Genomic DNA, 17,394 nt, shown 5'->3' on the forward strand with positions numbered 1-17,394 from the left:
TGAATGGCTTTTTTAGGTTATATACTGAAAAAATTATTCTTCAGTCTTTTCTTCAGTAGCTTCTACTTTTGCTTCTTCTGCAGCGGGTGCATCTATAGCTTTTTTAGTAGATCTTCTACTTCTTCTTGTTGCTTTTTTCTCTTCAGCTTTAGGGTTGTAAAGCTCGTTAAAGTCTACAAGCTCGATAATTGCAGTATCTGCGGCATCGCCAGGTCTAAATCCTGTTTTGATGATTCGGGTATAGCCTCCGTTTCTTTCTGCAATTTTTGGAGCGATAGTTCTGAAGAGCTCGCTTACTGCATATTTATTTTGCAGGTAAGAGAATACTGTTCTTCTGTTATGTGTAGTATCTTCTTTAGCTTTAGTAAGAATGGGTTCAACGAATACTCTTAAAGCTTTAGCTTTAGCAACAGTAGTGTTGATTCTTTTATGCTCGATAAGAGAACAAGCGAGATTAGAAAGGAGTGCGCTTCTGTGAGAAGCAGTTCTTCCTAAGTGATTGAATTTTTTACCGTGTCTCATTTTTTATTAATTATCAGCGTCTAATTTATATTTTGCTACGTCAAAACCGAAGTTAAGACCTTTAGAGTGTACTAACTCTTCCAATTCTGTTAAAGATTTCTTACCGAAATTTCTAAATTTCATAAGATCAGACTTACTATAAGAAACCAGCTCACCAAGAGTTTCTACTTCTGCTGCTTTCAGGCAGTTTAGGGCTCTCACTGAGAGATCCATATCTGAAAGTTTAGACTTGAGTAGTTGTCTTGTATGTAGAGTTTCTTCATCATACTGGATGGATGCTTTCACGGCTTCTGTCTCTAATGTAATTCTCTCGTCTGAGAATAGCATAAAGTGATATATCAATATCTTGGAAGCCTCTGTAAGTGCTTTTTGAGGAGAAATAGAACCATCGGTTTCTATATCCAGTACGAGTTTTTCGTAGTCTGTTTTTTGCTCTACACGATAGTTTTCAACTGTATATTTCACTTTCTTTATCGGTGTAAAGATAGAGTCAATAGCGATAGTTCCGATAGGAGCATTATTAGATTTATTCTGCTCTGATGGTACATATCCTCTACCTTTTTCAATATTGAAAGTTATCTCAAATGATACATTCTTATCTAAGTTGCAGATAATATGGTCTGAGTTTAAAACCTCGAAACCGCTTATTGACTTAGCTAAATCGCCAGCTGTTACCGTATTCTTACCTGAGACTTTCACAGAAACTTGTTCATTAGCTTGGTTTTCAGCTTTTGCTTTAAACCTTACTTGTTTCAAGTTTAGGATAATTTCAGTTACATCTTCAATAACTCCTGGAATTGTTGAAAATTCGTGCTCTACACCTTCAATTTTGATAGATGAAATAGCATATCCTTCCAGAGAAGAAAGAAGCACTCTTCTCAATGCATTACCGATAGTAAGGCCGAAACCAGGTTCTAAAGGTCTGAACTCAAACTGACCTTTAAAATTATCTGAATTAAGGAGGATTACTTTATCGGGTTTGATGAATTGTAAAATTGCCATATTGTTGGTTGAGCAAAAATTTAATTATAAAATTATTTAGAGTAAAGTTCGACGATAAGTTGTTCTTTTATATCTTCTGGGATTTGAATTCTCTCAGGGACGGATACAAAAGTACCTTCTTTTTTCTCGTCATTAAATTGTAACCACTCGTAGTTTACTCTTGAAGCCAAGGCATCAGCTACTACATCGAGTGATTTAGATTTCTCTCTTACAGCAACCACATCACCAGCTTTTAGCAAGTAAGAAGGGATATTTACAACTTCTCCGTTTACAGTGATGTGTCTATGGGAAACCAATTGTCTTGCAGCGGCTCTGGTTTTAGCAAAACCGAATCTATACACTACATTATCCAATCTTGATTCGCATAATTGTAAAAGAACTTCACCTGTTACTCCTTTACTTCTATCAGCCTTAGTAAAGAGGTTTGCGAATTGTCTCTCGAGGATACCATAAGTGTATTTAGCTTTTTGTTTTTCTGCTAACTGCACTGCGTATTCGGAGCGTTTTGCACCTCTTCTTTTGTTAGGTCCGTGTTGTCCTGGTGGTTGGTTTCTTCTTCTTTCGAAGTTTTTATCATCGCCATAGATTGCTGCACCAAATTTTCTAGCAATCTTAGTTTTAGGTCCAATATATCTAGCCATAATGGTAAATTCTAAAAATTAAACTCTTCTTCTTTTTGGTGGTCTACATCCATTGTGTGGCATAGGAGTCACATCAATGATTTCACTCACTTCAATTCCAGAATTGTGAATAGAACGGATAGCAGATTCTCTACCTGCACCTGGACCTTTCACAAATACTTTTACTCTTCTAAGACCAGCTTCGTGAGCTACTGCTGCACAATTTTCAGCTGCCATTTGAGCTGCAAAAGGAGTATTCTTTTTAGAACCTCTGAACCCCATTTTACCAGCGGAAGCCCAAGAGATTACCTCTCCATTTTTATTTGTCAAAGAAATAATAATATTATTAAAAGATGCCTGGATATGTGCTTCTCCAATAGCCTCTACTTTTACTTTTCTTTTTTTAACTGTTTTTGTTTGTTTTGCCATAATTCTTAACGATTATTTACTTGCTTTTTTCTTATTAGCAACAGTTTTTCTTCTTCCTTTACGGGTTCTAGAATTGTTTTTCGTTCTTTGGCCTCTTAAAGGTAATCCTAGTCTGTGACGTATTCCTCGTTGGCAACCAATATCCATTAATCGCTTAATGTTTAGTTGAATTTCTGAACGAAGCTCTCCTTCTACTTTCACATTTTCGGAGATATACGTTCTAATTGCTGCCAAGTCATCGTCATTCCATTCATTGACTTTCTTGTCCTCGCTGATACCGGTAGCCTTAAGAATTTCAGAAGCGGTACTTCTTCCGATTCCGAAAATATAAGTTAAACCGATAACACCTCTTTTGTTTTTTGGTAAATCAATACCTGCAATTCTCGCCATAATTTAATTCTTAACCTTGTCTTTGTTTAAATTTTGGGTTTTTCTTGTTGATTACAAACAGTACTCCTTTTCTTCGTACAATTTTGCAATCAGCACTTCTTTTTTTAATAGATGCTCTAACTTTCATTTCTTTTTGCTTTATAAGCGTTAATATCTAAATGTAATTCTACCCTTAGTCAAGTCATAAGGGGACATTTCAAGTCTTACTTTATCTCCAGGTAGCAATTTAATATAGTGCATTCTCATCTTACCAGAGATATGAGCTATAAGTATATGCCCATTTTCTAATTCTACGCGGAACATAGCATTAGAAAGAGCTTCTACTATTACGCCATCCTGTTCAATATGTTTCTGTTTTGCCATAATTATAGCCCGGTTGTTCTTGATAATTTTGATTGCGTTAAGCCATCATAATGATGATTCAACAAATAAGTATTAATCTGCTGAACGGTATCCATAATTACCCCTACCATAATCAGTAGTGATGTTCCTCCAAAAAACAGCGCAAATCTGTCTGTCTGTACAAGAGATCCATACACTAATGCGGGAAGGACGGCAAATATAGCCAAAAATATTGATCCCGGCAAAGTAATTTTTGATAAAATATCATCAAGATAATCTGCTGTGTCTTTACCAGGTCTTACTTTTGGTATTAATCCTCCATTTTTCTTAAGGTCATCAGCCATTTGATTTACTGGAATCGTAATTGCTGTGTAGAAGAATGTAAAGATAATAATAAGTATGGCAAACAGCACATTATACTGCCAACTGAATACATTTTTGAATCCTGCGAAAAACTGATTCGTTTCATCAATATTCGTCAATAGCCCTGGAACAAACATCAATGCCTGTGCAAAGATAATTGGCATTACCCCTGCTGCATTTACTTTTAATGGTATCCACTGTCTTGCTCCTTGTGTTAAGTTACGAGTAGCTCCACCTCTTGCGTGTGCTCTGCTCACATACTGGATAGGGATTTTTCTAACCACAACTGAAAGTACAATTGCAAGTAAAACTACCAACATCCAGAATAGAACTTCAACAAGAATCATTACATTTCCTAATCCTCCTTTACCTGTTTGAGTAGAGAATTCCTGCAAGAATGCTGCAGGGAAATCTGCTAAAATACCAACCATAATGAGGATAGAAATACCATTTCCAATGCCTTTATCTGTTATCTTCTCGCCTAACCACATAGCGAAGAGTGAGCCTGCAACTAAGATTACTATGCTTGGAAACCAAAACATAAATGTATTTGGGTCAACATAATATGCTTGTGCAAACTGGTTATATGGTAAGAAATACTGTGTAATTGAAGTAAGATAAGATGGTGCCTGTACTAAGCACACGGCAATTGTAAGCCATCTTGTAATCTGATTCAAAGTATTTCTACCGCTCTCTCCATCTTTCTGTAGTTTTTGAAGATAAGGGATCGCCATTCCCATCAGCTGCACTATAATCGATGCCGAAATATAAGGCATAATTCCTAATGCCATAATGGATGCACGGCTAAAAGCCCCACCAGTAAAAGATGAAAGCAAACCAAGAAGGCCAGCACCTTGTCCGCCGCCTCCTTGGCTTCTGTATTGTTCCAACAAACTACCCACCTCTGCCATATTAATAGCAGGAAGTGAAATATATGAAGCAAATCTATACACCAATATAATACCCAAAGTAAAGAGTATCTTATCTCTCAGTTCTTTGAGGCTCCAAATGTTTTTTAAGGTTTGTATAAATCCTACTTTCATATTCAGTTTTTATTTTTATAGAGTAATTGCTTTACCTCCTGCTTTGGAAATTAATTCCTCAGCAGATTTAGTAAACTTGTCAGCAGTAATAGATACTGAAGATTTAAGCTCTCCTCTACCTAAAATTTTCACAAGTTCATTTTTAGATGCTAATCCATTTTCTACTAAAACTTCTTTTGTAATATCTCCAGAGATATTTTTAGTATCGATCAGGGTCTGGATAGTATCTAAGTTTACACCTCTATATTCTTTTCTATTTACATTTTTGAAGCCGAATTTAGGCAATCTTCTCTGCAAAGGCATTTGACCACCCTCAAATCCGATTTTTTCAGAATAACCAGATCTTGATTTCTGACCTTTGTGCCCTTTTGTAGAAGTACCACCTTTTCCACTTCCTTGTCCTCTACCTACTCTTTTAGAGTTATGAGTAGAGCCTTTTGCTGGCTGTATATTATTTAAATTCATTATTTATTTAATTAATATGATTAAGGAGAGATTAGAATAATGGATTATACTAATCTCTACCTGTAATTTATTTTTGAACTTCTACTAAGTGTGCTACAGTTGCTATCATCCCGAGTATAGCGGGTGTAGCTTCGTGCTCTACAACCTGGTGAAGTTTTCTAAATCCTAATGCTTCAAGCGTTCTTTTTTGGGTTTTTGTTCTCCCAATAGCGCTCTTAACTTGTTTTACTTTAATAGTTGCCATTGTTGTGAATTTTTTAACCGTTAAATACTTTGCTTAAAGAAATACCTCTCAATCTTGCAATCTCTTCAGGTCTTCTAATATCTAATAACGCTTTGAATGTAGCTTTAACCACATTATGCGGGTTAGATGAACCTTTAGATTTTGAAAGAATATCGTGGATACCTGCGGATTCTAATACAGCCCTTACAGCACCACCAGCAATAAGCCCAGTACCGTGGGAAGCTGGTCTAAGGAATATATCCGCACCACCGTATCTTGCAGAAGTCTGGTGAGGTATAGTATGGTTCATTACTGGCACTCTAACCAAGTTTTTCTTAGCATCTTCTACTGCTTTTGCAATTGCAGATGCAACTTCTTTAGATTTACCTAAACCAAAACCAATTACCCCATTTTCATCTCCTACTACTACGATAGCAGAAAATCCGAATGCTCTACCACCTTTGGTTACTTTCGTTACTCTATTTACAGCTACGAGACGATCTTTTAACTCTAATCCTCCCGGTTTTACTTTTTCTATATTATCTAGTCCTAACATAATTTTCCGAAATTTTTTGATTAGAATTGAAGACCACCTTCTCTTGCACCATCAGCTAGAGCTTTGATTCTTCCGTGATATACGAAACCATTTCTATCGAATACCACTTTCTCAATGCCCGCAGCTTTTGCTTTCTGAGCAATAGCTTTACCTACAGTAGCAGAAACTTCAGTCTTAGTACCTTTAGCATCTACTCCCTTCTCTCTTGAAGATGCAGATACCAAAGTCTTACCGCTTTGATCATCGATTAACTGAGCATAAATCTCTTTATTACTTTTGTATACAGATAATCTTGGCAATTCTGCAGAGCCAGAGATTTTCCCTCTCACTCTTCTTTTAATTCTATTTCTTTTTTCTAACTTATTTAGTGCCATTGTCTTAAAATTTATTATGCAGATTTACCAGCTTTTCTTCTAATAACTTCACCTACGAATCTCACACCTTTACCTTTATATGGCTCTGGTTTTCTAAATGAACGGATCTTCGCAGCCACCATTCCTAGAAGCTGTTTATCATGCGATGTTAAAGTAATGATTGGATTTTTACCTTTCTCAGTTTCTGTATTTACAGCAATCTCTTTTGGTAGTTCTACCACGATACCGTGAGAGAAACCAAGAGCTAATTCAAGTTTCTGACCTGAATGAGATGCTCTATACCCTACACCCACAAGTTCTAATTTTTTCTCGAAGCCTTGATGAGTTCCAACAATCATATTGTTTATCAAAGCTCTATAAAGACCGTGAAGTGCTTTATGCTGTTTAGAATCAGATGGTCTGTTTACTGTAAGTACTCCATCTTTTTGCTCAATCGTAATCCCTCCTGTAAGCTCCTGAGATAATTCTCCTTTTGGACCTTTTACTGTTACTACACTTTGATTTTCTGTAATAGTAACACCAGCAGGAATTGTTATAATTGCTTTACCAATTCTTGACATTTTCCTTTAATTAATGGTTAATATACATAGCAGATTACTTCACCTCCTACTTTCTCTTCTCTCGCTTTTTTATCAGTCATTACACCTTTAGATGTAGAGATGATAGCGATACCCAAACCGTTTAATACTCTTGGCAGCTCAGTAGCTCCAGCGTATTGTCTTAGACCTGGTCTAGAAGCCCTTTGAATCTTCTTAATCACAGGTTTTCCAGTTTTTTTATCATACTTCAAAGCGATTTTGATAGTCCCTTGAACATTGTTATCTTCAAACTTGTAGTTTAAGATATAACCTTGATCAAACAGGATTTTCGTAATCTCCTTTTTAATTTTTGATGCAGGAATTTCCACCACTTTGTGGCCTGCGCTTTGTGCGTTCCTTACTCTAGTCAGGAAATCTGAAATTGGATCTGTTAACATTCTTTATTTATTAATTATTGGTCAAAAATAATCAGTTTTCAAAGGCAAAAAGACAATTTTATCAATCTAAGCAGAGATGATATCATCATCCATTTGCCTTTAAACTTAATTATCGTTATTAAATTTTAATTATTACCAACTTGCTTTTTTAACTCCCGGTATAAGACCTTGGTTAGCCATTTCTCTAAAAGTTACTCTGGAAATACCAAAAGTTCTCATATAACCTCTTGGTCTACCTGTAAGTTTACATCTATTGTGTAGTCTCACTGGAGACGCATTTTTAGGAAGTTTTTGTAATGCTTCATAATCGCCAGCTTCTTTAAGAGCCTGTCTTTTTGCAGCATATTTAGCAACTAATGCTTCTCTTTTGCGCTCACGCGCTTTCATTGATTCTTTTGCCATTTCTTAGTTCTTTTTAAATGGTAAACCGAAGTGAGTTAATAATGCTTTTGCTTCTTTATCAGTCTTTGCTGATGTTACAAAAGTGATGTCCATCCCTTGGATTTTTTTCACTTTATCGATTACGATTTCAGGGAAAATGATTTGCTCAGTAATACCGAGGTTATAATTTCCTCTTCCATCGAATCCATCTGCTTTGATACCGTTAAAATCTCTAATTCTTGGAAGAGCAGAAGAAGTTAATCTATCCAAGAACTCATACATTCTGTCAGCTCTTAGGGTAACTCTTGCTCCGATTGGCATTCCTTTTCTCAATTTAAAAGAAGCCTCATCTTTCTTAGAAACGGTTCCAACGGCTTTCTGACCTGTAATTGCAGTAAGCTCTTCTACAGCATAATCTACAATTTTCTTATCTGCTGTAGCAGCACCCAAACCTTGAGAAACAACGATTTTCTCTAATTTAGGAACCTGCATAATAGACTTGTAGCCAAATTCTTCCATCATTGCTGGAACAATTTTCTCTTTATACGCTTTCTTTGGTCTTGCTATATACGTCATTGTTTTCTACTTTATAAGGTTTCACCTGTAGCCTTAGAGATTCTAACGCTTCTCGTTTTCTTCTTACCATTTCTCTCTACTTCTACTCTCTTAAAGCCAACTTTAACGATTTTACCGTCTTTGTCGACCAAAGCTACATTAGAAATATGTAGAGAAGCCTCTCTCTCTATAATACCACCTTGAGGATTTTGAGCGGATGGTTTTACGTGTTTTTTCACGATATTTACACCTGCTACGATCACTCTTGGATCTTGACCTTCTTTTCTTATCACTTCAATAACTTCACCTTTACTACCTTTATTTTTACCAGTAGTAACGATTACATTATCTCCTCTTTTAATTTTAACTTTTGCCATTTCTTTTAGATTTTAAAAATTAAAGTACTTCAGGAGCTAATGAAATGATTTTCATATACTCTTTATCTCTCAACTCACGAGCAACCGGTCCGAAAACACGAGTTCCTCTCATTTCTCCAGCTGCATTTAAAAGAACACAAGCATTGTCATCAAAAGAGATGTAAGAACCATCTTTTCTTCTAACCGCTTTTTTAGTTCTCACTACAACAGCTTTAGAAACCTGACCTTTTTTAGCATTTCCTGATGGTGTTGCATCTTTGATAGTCACTACGATTTTATCACCAACTGAAGCATATCTTCTTCTCGTACCTCCGAGAACTCTGATTACAAGTACCTCTTTTGCACCTGTATTATCAGCAACTTTTAATCTTGATTCTGTTTGTAACATTACTTAGCTTTTTCAATGATTCTTACTAATCTCCATCTTTTATTTTTGCTCAAAGGTCTTGTTTCTTGGATAAGAACAGTATCTCCTTCGTTGCACTCATTATTCTCATCATGTGCAGTATATTTTTTCGTTTTCAAAACGAATTTACCGTACAGCGGATGTTTCACTCTCGTTGTCTCACTAACAACAATGGTCTTTTCCATTTTATTGCTGGAAACAACTCCAATTCTTTCTTTTCTTAAATTTCTTTCCATTGTAAAATGAAATTATTGTTTGTTAGTTAACTCCGTTTTTATTCTTGCAATTGTTCTTCTCAAATCTCTGATTTGAATAGGATTTTCAATTGGGCTAATTCTATGAGCCAAAGTCAGTTTCTGATACTGAGCTTGAACTTCTGCCAATTTATTTTGAAGATCCTCTACACTTAAATTTTTAATTTCAGTACTTTTCATTATTCAAAGATTATTGAGGTTTAACAAAATCATTAGCTACTACAAACTTGGTTACCACTGGAAGCTTTTGAGCAGCAAGTCTAAGAGCTTCTTTTGCTACTTCGTAAGGCACTCCACCTACTTCAAACATTATTCTTCCTGGTTTTACTACAGCTACCCAGTATTCCACAGCACCTTTACCTTTACCCATCCTTACTTCGGCTGGTTTTTTAGTAATCGGTTTATCTGGGAATATTTTAATCCATAGCTGTCCTTCCCTTTTCATATATCTGGTAGCCGCGATACGAGCTGCCTCGATTTGTCTTGCAGTAATCCAAGCTCCTTCAATGGCTTTAATTCCGAATGTTCCGTAAGCTAATTGAGCACCTCTATTAGCATTACCTTTCATCTTCATTTTATGAACTCGTCGGAACTTGGTTCTTTTTGGTTGTAACATAATTTCTAAATTTTAGATTTCCTATTTTAGATTTTAGATTTTCTATTTTAAAAAAGTAACGGTAATTTAAAATTAAAAATGTCTAATCTAAAATTTTTAATTATTTATTATTTCTTCTTGGTCTTCTGTTATCTCTATCACCACCTCTTGATGCAGATTTCTTTTGTTGTCCTACGAGTGGAGATAATTCTCTTTTACCATAAACTTCTCCTTTCATAATCCAAACTTTTACACCTAATCTACCATAAGTAGTGTGAGCTTCTGCCCAGTGATAGTCTATATCTGCTCTGAAAGTAGACAATGGGATTCTTCCTTCTTTGAAAGATTCGCTTCTTGCCATTTCAGCACCATTTAAACGACCAGAAATCATAACTTTTATTCCTTCTGCTCCTACTCTCATTGTGCTTGCTATCGCCATTTTAACAGCTCTTCTATAAGAAATTCTGTTTTCAATTTGCTTAGCAATACTATCAGCTACTAATACAGCATCAAGTTCAGGTCTCTTAATTTCGAAGATATTGATTTGAACTTCTTTTTCAGTAAGTTTCTTCAATTCTTCTTTTAATTTATCAACCTCTTGACCGCCCTTACCGATGATAAGCCCTGGTCTTGCTGTAGTAATAGTTACTGTAACTAATTTAAGAGTTCTTTCTATAAAGATTCTTGAAATACCACCTTTAGATAATCTCGCTTCAAGGTATCTTCTGATTTTGTAGTCTTCTGCTATTTTATCTCCATAGTCATTACCTCCAAACCAGTTAGAATCCCATCCTCTGATGATACCTAATCTATTACCAATTGGATTTGTCTTCTGTCCCATACCTTGAATTAATTTTCTTTATTACCTAAGATTATTGTTACGTGGTTTGATCTTTTTCTGATTCTATAACCTCTTCCTTGCGGAGCTGGTCTTAGTCTCTTCAATTGTCTTGCACTATCCACATATATTTCTTTTACAATAAGGTTTGCTTCTTCAATATCAGCACCCTCATTTTTCACTTGCCAGTTGGCAATAGCAGAAAGAAGGAGTTTTTCTAATTTATTAGAAGCCTCTTTCTTAGAATATTTCAGGATATAAAGTGCTTTATCTACTTTTTCTCCTCTAATAATATCAGCAACAAGTCTCATTTTTCTCGGAGAAGATGGACAATTGTTCAATGAAGCCTTTACAACATCTTTGTTTGCTTCTTTTCTTGCGATTGCACTATCTTGTTTTCTTGATCCCATTATCTGCTTCCTTTATTTTTATTACCCGCGTGTCCTCTAAAAGACCTTGTCGGAGAAAATTCACCTAACTTATGACCCACCATATTTTCTGTAATATAAACAGGAACGAAAGTTTTCCCATTGTGTACAGCGATGGTTTGTCCTACAAAGTCTGGAGAAATCATAGATGCTCTAGACCAAGTTTTAATTACCGTTTTTTTACCAGACTCTATATTTGCCTGAACCTTTTTCTCTAATTTATAATGAATGAAAGGACCTTTTTTAAGTGATCTTGCCATAATTATTTTCTTTTAGATACGATATAACGGTTAGACACTTTATTTTTCTTTCTGGTTTTATAACCTTTAGCTGGTTTACCGTTTCTAGATCTTGGGTGACCTCCGGAAGCTCTACCTTCACCACCACCCATTGGGTGATCCACAGGGTTCATTACTACTGCTCTTGTTCTTGGTCTTCTGCCTAACCATCTGCTTCTACCTGCTTTACCAGATACTGTAAGCTGGTGGTCACCATTAGATACAGAACCAATCATAGCTACACATTCTACTAAAATCATTCTTGATTCTCCAGAAGGCAGCTTTATGATAGCATATTTACCATCTCTTGAAGTTAATTGAGCAGAAGAGCCTGCACTTCTTGCAAGGATTGCTCCTTGACCAGGTCTCATTTCTACACAAGAAATAACAGTCCCTAATGGAATGTTTTTCAACTTCATTGCATTACCTACATTAGGCTCTACATTTTCTCCTGAAACCACTTTCTGACCTACCTTAATACCATTTGGAGCGATGATGTATCTCTTTTCTCCATCTGCATACTCAAGAAGAGCAATAAAAGCAGTTCTGTTTGGATCGTACTCTACAGATTTAACTTCAGCTTCAACATTGAATTTGTTTCTCTTGAAGTCAATAATTCTGTATTTCCTTTTGTGTCCACCTCCGGTGTAACGCATCGTCATTTTACCCGTGTTGTTACGCCCACCTGACTTTTTAATACCTACAACCAAAGATTTCTCTGGTTTGTTAGTAGTAATTTCCTCAAAATTGTTTACAATTCTGAATCTCTGTCCCGGGGTGATAGGTTTTAATTTTCTAACAGACATTACTATTTATTAATTATTAAATTATTTATTTACACTTAATAGATTAAGCAATAAGCGATTTCACTTACTGCTTAAAACTTATTTTATACTGAAAAAATATCGATAACTTCTCCCTCTGCAAGAGTAACAACAGCCTTTTTCAGCTTATTTGTCTTACCGATTTGAAGTCCTTTTTTTGTATACTTAGCAGAAACTTTCGGTGCATAAATCATCGTCCTTACATCTGCTACTTTCACTCCATAAGCCTCTTCTATCGCTCTCTTAATTTCGATCTTATTCGCCTTAGTATCTACCAAGAAAGAATAAGCCCCTCTAAGATCTGTAAGATAGTTAGCTTTTTCTGAAATAACTGGTTTGATAATTACTGACATACGATTTATTTCTTTAAGTTTTCTTGAAATTTATCTACTGCACCTTCTAAGAAAACAATCTCACCTGCATTGATTAAATCATAAGAAGAAATCTCATTATAATTTAACACCTTAGTTTTTGGCAAGTTTCTTGAAGATAAATATACATTCTTATTAGCCTCTGGAAGGATAAACAAAGATTTCTTACCATTAAGCTCTAATGCATTTAATACATTGATGAAATCCTTTGTTTTAGGAGCAGCAAACTGCACATCTTCCAAAACTTTAATGCTGTTATCTCTCAATTTCTGAGAAAGAACAGATTTTTTAGCTAATCTTTTAACAGCTTTATTTAATTTAAATCTGTAATCTCTTGGCTTAGGCCCGAATACTCTACCTCCACCTTTAAATACTGGAGATTTAATATCACCATATCTTGCAGAACCAGATCCTTTTTGTTTTTTAAGCTTTTTAGTAGAAGCGGTTATTTCACTTCTTTCTTTAGACTTATGAGTACCTTGTCTTTGTGCTGCAAGGTATTGTTTCACTTCTAGGTAAACCGCGTGCTGATTAGGCTCAATTCCGAAAATTGATTCATCAAGAGTTACTTTTCTTCCGGTTTCCTTTCCTTGTGTATTTAATACTACTAGTTCCATTTTCTGATAATTACATAAGAATTTTTAGCTCCCGGAACAGCACCTTTTACAACTAAAAGATTTTGTTCTTCATCTACTTTTAACACTTGAAGGTTTTGAACAGTCACTTGCTTACCTCCCATTCTTCCAGCCATTCTCATCCCCTTGAATACTCTTGATGGGTCTGAACCCGCACCGATAGAACCAGGAGCTCTTAGCCTGTTATGCTGACCGTGAGTTGCTTGCATAACACCACCAAAGCCGTGTCTTTTCACTACCCCCTGAAATCCTTTACCTTTAGAAGTACCTGTAACATCTACATACTCTCCTTCAGCAAAAAGATTCACTTTCACTTCATCACCTACATTCAAAGTATCTACGAATTCGTGATAGAATTCTGCCAACTTTGCCTTAGGTGTAGAACCAGCCTTTTTAAAATGACCAGCCAATGCCTTACCGACATTCTTCTCACTCTTGTCATCGAAACCTAACTGAACAGCTTTATAGCCGTCTTTTTCTAAGGTTCTGACTTGTAAAACCGAGCAAGGACCCGCCTGAATAACGGTACACGGAATATTTTTTCCGTTCTCGTCAAAAAGGGAAGTCATCCCGATTTTTTTTCCAATAATACCTGACATTGTTTATAAAAATATATATAAAAATTATCTTTTTATTCTCCAGTATTTTAAGGGCTTCGCTCTCAAATGAGCACACTACACCCCTAAAATGAGTGCGCAAATGTATAAAATATTTTCTTATCTCCAAATTTTAGCAGTAAAATATTTTGAAAATCAACAGCTTTTTAAAGACGAATATCCGGCTAAAAATTTTAATCATCATATAATATAGATTTTCAAAATCTAAAAATCAACGAATTACAAGCATAAAATAAAAAGCAACTGGTAAAACCAATTGCCTTAAAGTCTCATTATTTTTTTTCTTATTTAGGTAAGCATACCTCCATCTACATTAAGCACTTGCCCTGTAATATAAGAAGATTTATCGCTTGCGAGGAATACACAAGCATTCGCAATATCTTCTGGCTGACCTCCTCGTTTTAGAGGGATGGCATCTCTCCAGCCCTGCACTACTTTTTCATCAAGAACGGCAGTCATTTCTGTTTCTATGAAACCTGGTGCGATAGCATTACAGCGGATATTCCTCGAGCCGAGCTCTAATGCCACAGATTTTGTAAAGCCAATAACTCCCGCCTTTGATGCCGCATAATTTGCTTGCCCCGCATTTCCTTTCACGCCCACTACGGAAGTCATATTGATAATAGCACCAGATTTAGCCTTCATCATTGGTTTTATAACCGCTTTTGTGAGATTAAATACAGAGTCAAGGTTTACTTTTATAATCGTATCCCAATCTTCTTTCCCCATTCTGAGAAGGAGATTATCCCGAGTAATCCCTGCATTATTCACCACGATATCGATCTGGCCAAATTCTGTGAGAACCTCATCTACGAGCTTTTGTGCGGCATCAAAATCGGAGGCGTCAGACTGATAACCTTTAATCTTGGTAAGCGCAGAAAGCTCTTTTTCGAGGGATTGAGCTTTATCTACCGAGCCAGCGTAGGTAAAAGCTATTTTAGCTCCTTCTTTCGCAAAAACTTCGGCTATACCTCTTCCGATGCCTCGTGTTGCTCCTGTAATAATGGCAACTTTTCCTTCTAATTGTTTCATTTTATGTTATAGTTTATAAATTTCAAATCAAATACTGTTATTAATCACCAGAACGATTTCTCCTTTGAGGGTTTTAGACTTGGAAAATGCGATCAGTTCGGCGATTGTACCTCTTTTTGTCTCTTCAAACTTCTTAGAAATCTCTCGGCTAAGGCTTATCCTCGTATTTTCGCCGAAAAATTCCTGTATTTGCTCCAAAGTTGTGTTGATTTTATGGGGACTTTCATAGAGAACGATGGTTTTTTTCTCCTCTGCGAGCTGTTTCAGTTTGGTTTGCCTCCCTTTTTTCTGAGGGAGGAAGCCCGCGAAATAAAAATCGTGGTTGGGCAAGCCCGATACCACCAAAGCGGGAACAAAAGCCGTAGCTCCGGGCAGGCATATCATCTGGATATCGTTATCTGCACAGGCTTTTGCAAGGAGGTAGCCTGGGTCTGAAATCCCAGGAGTACCCGCATCGGTTATCATCGCGATGCGCTGCCCATTCATTAAATCGTCTATAATTTTTTGGGTGGATTGATGCTCATTATGCAAATGATAAGATTTCAGCGGTTTTGAAATCTCAAAATGCTTCAAGAGAACTCCCGAAGTGCGGGTATCTTCGCAGAGGATATAATCTGCTTCTTTCAGTATTTTTATCGCTCTGAAAGTCATATCTTCTAAATTCCCAACAGGTGTAGGTACGAAATAAAGAATACCCTGCATCTCATCAAAATTTGTGACCAAAGGTAGTATTTTTATACCAATCCCACTACTTAGTTGATCTACCCCACTTATTAATGATATGCATTCTATGGATAATTAGACACATTCAATAGCTCGAAGCTGTAGCATTTTAACTATTCTCTCTTCTCCTTATCCAAAGGATTGTTTTGCAAAGAGGACATTCCAATCTATTCAATTCATTATTCAGAAATTTTAATTAAGACCATCTATAAATAAATGGCACTTATCAGGTTTTTGTTCTCTATATTTGCAAGCAAAATATAAAATACCGCTTTATGAAAAAGTTCATCATTTCATCATTCTTTTGCGCTGGGATGCTGATTTCTGCCCAGCAAAAATCTCCTCTTTCGGAGGCTAAATTCTGGGAAGGCGCACCAAGCCTAAAAGAAGTAAAGAAAGAGGTGCGCAAAGGCTTTGACTTTAAAAATACCGAAGGCGCGAGCGACCCTATTTTCGCAGCCATAATGGCGAAAGCAAGCCCAGAGGTCATCAAATACCTCATAGACCAAAAAGGGGTGGATATAGAAAAAAAAATCTTCCACGAGAGAACTTACCTGCACTGGGCAACCAATGCTAAACTCTACGAGGTAGTAAAGCACCTGATAAAAAAAGGAGCCAACCTGAATGCCTTAGATGATAAAGGGGCAAATCCCTTAGTTTATGCTTGTAGAGGTGGGAATATTACCCCAGAAATATTAGAACTTTATATTAAAAATAGGTTTGATATCCGCCAAAAATACCCGCAGCTTGAGGATGCCGATCTGCTTCTGCTCTGCATTGGACAGGATAAGGGGCTCAAAATAACCGATGAGCTCATCTCCAAAGGGCTTAGCCTCCAAGTAGAGGACAAAAAGGGGCGAGGTGCATTCTACTACGCGGCATTGGTCGGTGATAATGTAGAAAACCTGAGAACGCTCGTAAAACGAGGGGTAAAATACGACTCCTCTGCCCTGCTCGCCGTAGCCGAAGGGGCACATAAGGTAACGAATGGTGTGCAGCCCTACCTCTACCTTATCGGTGAGCTGAAATTAGACCCCAAAATCACGAATGTACAAGGAGAGACCTTGCTCCACATCGTAGCGAGGAAGCCTAAGCAGGAGGAAGTGATCAACTACCTTTTATCAAGCGGAGCAGATGCCTCACGAAAAGATAAAAACGGAAACACCGCCTTTATGCTGGTCTGCGGTGGTAAAAGTCTTAGCATCGTGAAACAGCTTTTCCCTTATTGCCGAGACATCAATGCTAAAAATGCGAATGGAGAGACCGCCCTACTGAATGCCGTAAAAACGGGGAGCACAGAAATCGTAAATTTCCTCCTCCAAAAGGGTGCAAGCCTCCGCACTACCGATGCGAAGGGGAATAGCCTTGCTTTTGTGCTCGTGGATTCGTTCCGAGTACCAAAAAAAGGTAGGCAAGCCGATAAAGATTTCCTCCCGAAGCTCCTCCTCCTACAAGAAAAAGGGATTAATTTTGCCCAGCCCTTCAGAGATGGGAGCACGGTTTATCATATCGCAGCGACTAAGAATAACTTGGAGTTCATCCGAAGCCTTTCGCCTATAAAAGCAGATATTAATGCGAAGAATAATGATGGGCTCACCGCGCTGCACAAGGCAGCATTAGTGGCAAAGGATGATCAGATTCTGAAATACCTCATCTCGCTTGGGGCTGATAAAAAAATTAAAACAGACCTAGACGAAACGGCTTATGACATCGCTAAGGATAATGAAGCCCTCGCTCATCAGAATATAGACCTCAGCTTTTTAAAATAAATTGAA

At 36.8% G+C, this 17,394-nt stretch carries 31 protein-coding genes; 1 reads left to right on the top strand and 30 read right to left on the bottom strand.

The genetic code is table 11. The features are described from left to right. Positions 1 to 33 precede the first annotated feature (33 nt). The 30 genes from rplQ to rsmI all read right to left on the bottom strand — a co-directional run bounded on the left by rplQ (position 34) and on the right by rsmI (position 15,598). Positions 34 to 522 carry a 50S ribosomal protein L17 gene (rplQ, locus tag DBX24_RS03975; protein WP_120488273.1) on the bottom strand — a complete coding sequence of 163 codons (489 nt, stop codon included), beginning with the start codon at positions 520 to 522 and terminating at the stop codon, positions 34 to 36. 6 nt (positions 523 to 528) lie between these two features. Further along, a complete protein-coding gene (locus DBX24_RS03980) occupies positions 529 to 1,524 on the bottom strand; it encodes a DNA-directed RNA polymerase subunit alpha (RefSeq protein ID WP_120488272.1) in 996 nt (331 codons plus the stop codon). Between the two features lie 32 nt (positions 1,525 to 1,556). Continuing rightward, positions 1,557 to 2,165 (bottom strand): 30S ribosomal protein S4, encoded by a 609-nt coding sequence (gene rpsD, locus DBX24_RS03985; RefSeq protein ID WP_120488271.1) that lies wholly within the window; start codon positions 2,163 to 2,165, stop codon positions 1,557 to 1,559. An 18-nt stretch (positions 2,166 to 2,183) separates the two neighbouring features. Further along, complete coding sequence (gene rpsK / locus DBX24_RS03990) at positions 2,184 to 2,573, bottom strand: 30S ribosomal protein S11 (RefSeq protein WP_120488270.1); 390 nt, start codon at positions 2,571 to 2,573, stop codon at positions 2,184 to 2,186. 12 nt (positions 2,574 to 2,585) lie between these two features. After that, on the bottom strand, positions 2,586 to 2,963 hold the full coding sequence (rpsM, locus tag DBX24_RS03995; protein ID WP_120488269.1) for a 30S ribosomal protein S13: 378 nt from the start codon (positions 2,961 to 2,963) through the stop codon (positions 2,586 to 2,588). 10 nt (positions 2,964 to 2,973) lie between these two features. Continuing rightward, the gene (gene rpmJ, locus DBX24_RS04000) at positions 2,974 to 3,090 is read right to left on the bottom strand and encodes a 50S ribosomal protein L36 (protein WP_007839480.1); all 117 of its coding nucleotides are present in this window, start codon (positions 3,088 to 3,090) and stop codon (positions 2,974 to 2,976) included. 20 nt (positions 3,091 to 3,110) lie between these two features. After that, positions 3,111 to 3,326 carry a translation initiation factor IF-1 gene (gene infA / locus DBX24_RS04005; RefSeq protein ID WP_120488268.1) on the bottom strand — a complete coding sequence of 72 codons (216 nt, stop codon included), beginning with the start codon at positions 3,324 to 3,326 and terminating at the stop codon, positions 3,111 to 3,113. Between the two features lie 2 nt (positions 3,327 to 3,328). Further along, positions 3,329 to 4,711: a preprotein translocase subunit SecY gene (gene secY, locus DBX24_RS04010; RefSeq protein WP_160224047.1), complete on the bottom strand. Its 1,383-nt coding sequence runs from the start codon at positions 4,709 to 4,711 to the stop codon at positions 3,329 to 3,331. A 15-nt stretch (positions 4,712 to 4,726) separates the two neighbouring features. After that, positions 4,727 to 5,176: a 50S ribosomal protein L15 gene (gene rplO, locus DBX24_RS04015; protein ID WP_120488266.1), complete on the bottom strand. Its 450-nt coding sequence runs from the start codon at positions 5,174 to 5,176 to the stop codon at positions 4,727 to 4,729. Positions 5,177 to 5,243: 67 nt separating this feature from the next. Then, the gene (rpmD, locus tag DBX24_RS04020) at positions 5,244 to 5,420 is read right to left on the bottom strand and encodes a 50S ribosomal protein L30 (protein ID WP_120488265.1); all 177 of its coding nucleotides are present in this window, start codon (positions 5,418 to 5,420) and stop codon (positions 5,244 to 5,246) included. Between the two features lie 13 nt (positions 5,421 to 5,433). Next, positions 5,434 to 5,955 carry a 30S ribosomal protein S5 gene (rpsE, locus tag DBX24_RS04025; protein WP_120488264.1) on the bottom strand — a complete coding sequence of 174 codons (522 nt, stop codon included), beginning with the start codon at positions 5,953 to 5,955 and terminating at the stop codon, positions 5,434 to 5,436. Positions 5,956 to 5,975: 20 nt separating this feature from the next. Further along, positions 5,976 to 6,329, bottom strand: a complete 354-nt coding sequence (rplR, locus tag DBX24_RS04030) for a 50S ribosomal protein L18 (RefSeq protein ID WP_120488263.1) — start codon at positions 6,327 to 6,329, stop codon at positions 5,976 to 5,978. Positions 6,330 to 6,343: 14 nt separating this feature from the next. Continuing rightward, positions 6,344 to 6,889, bottom strand: coding sequence for a 50S ribosomal protein L6 (rplF, locus tag DBX24_RS04035; protein WP_120488262.1), 546 nt, complete (start codon positions 6,887 to 6,889; stop codon positions 6,344 to 6,346). Positions 6,890 to 6,906: 17 nt separating this feature from the next. Beyond that, positions 6,907 to 7,305 carry a 30S ribosomal protein S8 gene (gene rpsH, locus DBX24_RS04040; protein ID WP_160224048.1) on the bottom strand — a complete coding sequence of 133 codons (399 nt, stop codon included), beginning with the start codon at positions 7,303 to 7,305 and terminating at the stop codon, positions 6,907 to 6,909. 132 nt (positions 7,306 to 7,437) lie between these two features. Beyond that, complete coding sequence (gene rpsN / locus DBX24_RS04045) at positions 7,438 to 7,707, bottom strand: 30S ribosomal protein S14 (protein ID WP_009087322.1); 270 nt, start codon at positions 7,705 to 7,707, stop codon at positions 7,438 to 7,440. Positions 7,708 to 7,710: 3 nt separating this feature from the next. After that, positions 7,711 to 8,262: a 50S ribosomal protein L5 gene (gene rplE, locus DBX24_RS04050; RefSeq protein ID WP_120488260.1), complete on the bottom strand. Its 552-nt coding sequence runs from the start codon at positions 8,260 to 8,262 to the stop codon at positions 7,711 to 7,713. 11 nt (positions 8,263 to 8,273) lie between these two features. Then, entirely contained in the window at positions 8,274 to 8,618 is a 345-nt protein-coding gene (rplX, locus tag DBX24_RS04055; protein ID WP_160224049.1) for a 50S ribosomal protein L24, read from the bottom strand. 19 nt (positions 8,619 to 8,637) lie between these two features. Further along, entirely contained in the window at positions 8,638 to 9,006 is a 369-nt protein-coding gene (rplN, locus tag DBX24_RS04060; RefSeq protein ID WP_120488258.1) for a 50S ribosomal protein L14, read from the bottom strand. After that, entirely contained in the window at positions 9,006 to 9,260 is a 255-nt protein-coding gene (gene rpsQ, locus DBX24_RS04065; RefSeq protein ID WP_120488257.1) for a 30S ribosomal protein S17, read from the bottom strand. Before rpsQ ends, rplN begins: the two co-directional genes overlap by 1 nt. Positions 9,261 to 9,272: 12 nt before the next feature. After that, positions 9,273 to 9,458 (bottom strand): 50S ribosomal protein L29, encoded by a 186-nt coding sequence (gene rpmC / locus DBX24_RS04070; RefSeq protein ID WP_120488256.1) that lies wholly within the window; start codon positions 9,456 to 9,458, stop codon positions 9,273 to 9,275. A 10-nt stretch (positions 9,459 to 9,468) separates the two neighbouring features. Further along, positions 9,469 to 9,894: a 50S ribosomal protein L16 gene (gene rplP, locus DBX24_RS04075; RefSeq protein WP_120488255.1), complete on the bottom strand. Its 426-nt coding sequence runs from the start codon at positions 9,892 to 9,894 to the stop codon at positions 9,469 to 9,471. Positions 9,895 to 9,994: 100 nt separating this feature from the next. Then, a complete protein-coding gene (gene rpsC, locus DBX24_RS04080) occupies positions 9,995 to 10,714 on the bottom strand; it encodes a 30S ribosomal protein S3 (RefSeq protein WP_120488254.1) in 720 nt (239 codons plus the stop codon). An 8-nt stretch (positions 10,715 to 10,722) separates the two neighbouring features. Beyond that, positions 10,723 to 11,121: a 50S ribosomal protein L22 gene (rplV, locus tag DBX24_RS04085; protein ID WP_120488253.1), complete on the bottom strand. Its 399-nt coding sequence runs from the start codon at positions 11,119 to 11,121 to the stop codon at positions 10,723 to 10,725. After that, entirely contained in the window at positions 11,121 to 11,399 is a 279-nt protein-coding gene (rpsS, locus tag DBX24_RS04090; RefSeq protein ID WP_120488252.1) for a 30S ribosomal protein S19, read from the bottom strand. The genes rplV and rpsS overlap by 1 nt, the downstream gene beginning before the upstream one ends. Before the next feature lie 2 nt (positions 11,400 to 11,401). Next, positions 11,402 to 12,223 (bottom strand): 50S ribosomal protein L2, encoded by an 822-nt coding sequence (rplB, locus tag DBX24_RS04095; RefSeq protein WP_120488251.1) that lies wholly within the window; start codon positions 12,221 to 12,223, stop codon positions 11,402 to 11,404. Positions 12,224 to 12,306: 83 nt separating this feature from the next. Further along, on the bottom strand, positions 12,307 to 12,594 hold the full coding sequence (rplW, locus tag DBX24_RS04100; RefSeq protein ID WP_120488250.1) for a 50S ribosomal protein L23: 288 nt from the start codon (positions 12,592 to 12,594) through the stop codon (positions 12,307 to 12,309). Between the two features lie 5 nt (positions 12,595 to 12,599). Continuing rightward, positions 12,600 to 13,229, bottom strand: coding sequence for a 50S ribosomal protein L4 (gene rplD / locus DBX24_RS04105; RefSeq protein WP_120488249.1), 630 nt, complete (start codon positions 13,227 to 13,229; stop codon positions 12,600 to 12,602). Continuing rightward, positions 13,220 to 13,846 carry a 50S ribosomal protein L3 gene (gene rplC, locus DBX24_RS04110; RefSeq protein WP_120488248.1) on the bottom strand — a complete coding sequence of 209 codons (627 nt, stop codon included), beginning with the start codon at positions 13,844 to 13,846 and terminating at the stop codon, positions 13,220 to 13,222. Before rplC ends, rplD begins: the two co-directional genes overlap by 10 nt. A gap of 306 nt (positions 13,847 to 14,152) precedes the next feature. Beyond that, entirely contained in the window at positions 14,153 to 14,896 is a 744-nt protein-coding gene (gene fabG / locus DBX24_RS04115; protein ID WP_160224050.1) for a 3-oxoacyl-[acyl-carrier-protein] reductase, read from the bottom strand. Between the two features lie 27 nt (positions 14,897 to 14,923). Further along, positions 14,924 to 15,598, bottom strand: coding sequence for a 16S rRNA (cytidine(1402)-2'-O)-methyltransferase (gene rsmI, locus DBX24_RS04120; protein ID WP_160224051.1), 675 nt, complete (start codon positions 15,596 to 15,598; stop codon positions 14,924 to 14,926). A 296-nt stretch (positions 15,599 to 15,894) separates the two neighbouring features. Here rsmI and DBX24_RS04125 point away from each other — a divergent pair, with 296 nt between their 5' ends. Beyond that, positions 15,895 to 17,388 (top strand): ankyrin repeat domain-containing protein, encoded by a 1,494-nt coding sequence (locus tag DBX24_RS04125; protein WP_160224052.1) that lies wholly within the window; start codon positions 15,895 to 15,897, stop codon positions 17,386 to 17,388. Positions 17,389 to 17,394: the final 6 nt, after the last annotated feature.

This window comes from Bergeyella cardium (genome assembly GCF_009914665.1).
In the GTDB taxonomy this organism is placed as follows: domain Bacteria; phylum Bacteroidota; class Bacteroidia; order Flavobacteriales; family Weeksellaceae; genus Bergeyella_A; species Bergeyella_A cardium.

Coding starts and splice junctions, on each gene's coding strand:
- rplQ (WP_120488273.1), bottom strand. CDS start 522: ATGAGACACGGTAAAAAATTCAATCACTTAGGAAGAACTGCTTCTCAC.
- DBX24_RS03980 (WP_120488272.1), bottom strand. CDS start 1,524: ATGGCAATTTTACAATTCATCAAACCCGATAAAGTAATCCTCCTTAAT.
- rpsD (WP_120488271.1), bottom strand. CDS start 2,165: ATGGCTAGATATATTGGACCTAAAACTAAGATTGCTAGAAAATTTGGT.
- rpsK (WP_120488270.1), bottom strand. CDS start 2,573: ATGGCAAAACAAACAAAAACAGTTAAAAAAAGAAAAGTAAAAGTAGAG.
- rpsM (WP_120488269.1), bottom strand. CDS start 2,963: ATGGCGAGAATTGCAGGTATTGATTTACCAAAAAACAAAAGAGGTGTT.
- rpmJ (WP_007839480.1), bottom strand. CDS start 3,090: ATGAAAGTTAGAGCATCTATTAAAAAAAGAAGTGCTGATTGCAAAATT.
- infA (WP_120488268.1), bottom strand. CDS start 3,326: ATGGCAAAACAGAAACATATTGAACAGGATGGCGTAATAGTAGAAGCT.
- secY (WP_160224047.1), bottom strand. CDS start 4,711: ATGAAAGTAGGATTTATACAAACCTTAAAAAACATTTGGAGCCTCAAA.
- rplO (WP_120488266.1), bottom strand. CDS start 5,176: ATGAATTTAAATAATATACAGCCAGCAAAAGGCTCTACTCATAACTCT.
- rpmD (WP_120488265.1), bottom strand. CDS start 5,420: ATGGCAACTATTAAAGTAAAACAAGTTAAGAGCGCTATTGGGAGAACA.
- rpsE (WP_120488264.1), bottom strand. CDS start 5,955: ATGTTAGGACTAGATAATATAGAAAAAGTAAAACCGGGAGGATTAGAG.
- rplR (WP_120488263.1), bottom strand. CDS start 6,329: ATGGCACTAAATAAGTTAGAAAAAAGAAATAGAATTAAAAGAAGAGTG.
- rplF (WP_120488262.1), bottom strand. CDS start 6,889: ATGTCAAGAATTGGTAAAGCAATTATAACAATTCCTGCTGGTGTTACT.
- rpsH (WP_160224048.1), bottom strand. CDS start 7,305: ATGTTAACAGATCCAATTTCAGATTTCCTGACTAGAGTAAGGAACGCA.
- rpsN (WP_009087322.1), bottom strand. CDS start 7,707: ATGGCAAAAGAATCAATGAAAGCGCGTGAGCGCAAAAGAGAAGCATTA.
- rplE (WP_120488260.1), bottom strand. CDS start 8,262: ATGACGTATATAGCAAGACCAAAGAAAGCGTATAAAGAGAAAATTGTT.
- rplX (WP_160224049.1), bottom strand. CDS start 8,618: ATGGCAAAAGTTAAAATTAAAAGAGGAGATAATGTAATCGTTACTACT.
- rplN (WP_120488258.1), bottom strand. CDS start 9,006: ATGTTACAAACAGAATCAAGATTAAAAGTTGCTGATAATACAGGTGCA.
- rpsQ (WP_120488257.1), bottom strand. CDS start 9,260: ATGGAAAGAAATTTAAGAAAAGAAAGAATTGGAGTTGTTTCCAGCAAT.
- rpmC (WP_120488256.1), bottom strand. CDS start 9,458: ATGAAAAGTACTGAAATTAAAAATTTAAGTGTAGAGGATCTTCAAAAT.
- rplP (WP_120488255.1), bottom strand. CDS start 9,894: ATGTTACAACCAAAAAGAACCAAGTTCCGACGAGTTCATAAAATGAAG.
- rpsC (WP_120488254.1), bottom strand. CDS start 10,714: ATGGGACAGAAGACAAATCCAATTGGTAATAGATTAGGTATCATCAGA.
- rplV (WP_120488253.1), bottom strand. CDS start 11,121: ATGGGATCAAGAAAACAAGATAGTGCAATCGCAAGAAAAGAAGCAAAC.
- rpsS (WP_120488252.1), bottom strand. CDS start 11,399: ATGGCAAGATCACTTAAAAAAGGTCCTTTCATTCATTATAAATTAGAG.
- rplB (WP_120488251.1), bottom strand. CDS start 12,223: ATGTCTGTTAGAAAATTAAAACCTATCACCCCGGGACAGAGATTCAGA.
- rplW (WP_120488250.1), bottom strand. CDS start 12,594: ATGTCAGTAATTATCAAACCAGTTATTTCAGAAAAAGCTAACTATCTT.
- rplD (WP_120488249.1), bottom strand. CDS start 13,229: ATGGAACTAGTAGTATTAAATACACAAGGAAAGGAAACCGGAAGAAAA.
- rplC (WP_120488248.1), bottom strand. CDS start 13,846: ATGTCAGGTATTATTGGAAAAAAAATCGGGATGACTTCCCTTTTTGAC.
- fabG (WP_160224050.1), bottom strand. CDS start 14,896: ATGAAACAATTAGAAGGAAAAGTTGCCATTATTACAGGAGCAACACGA.
- rsmI (WP_160224051.1), bottom strand. CDS start 15,598: ATGCAGGGTATTCTTTATTTCGTACCTACACCTGTTGGGAATTTAGAA.
- DBX24_RS04125 (WP_160224052.1), top strand. CDS start 15,895: ATGAAAAAGTTCATCATTTCATCATTCTTTTGCGCTGGGATGCTGATT.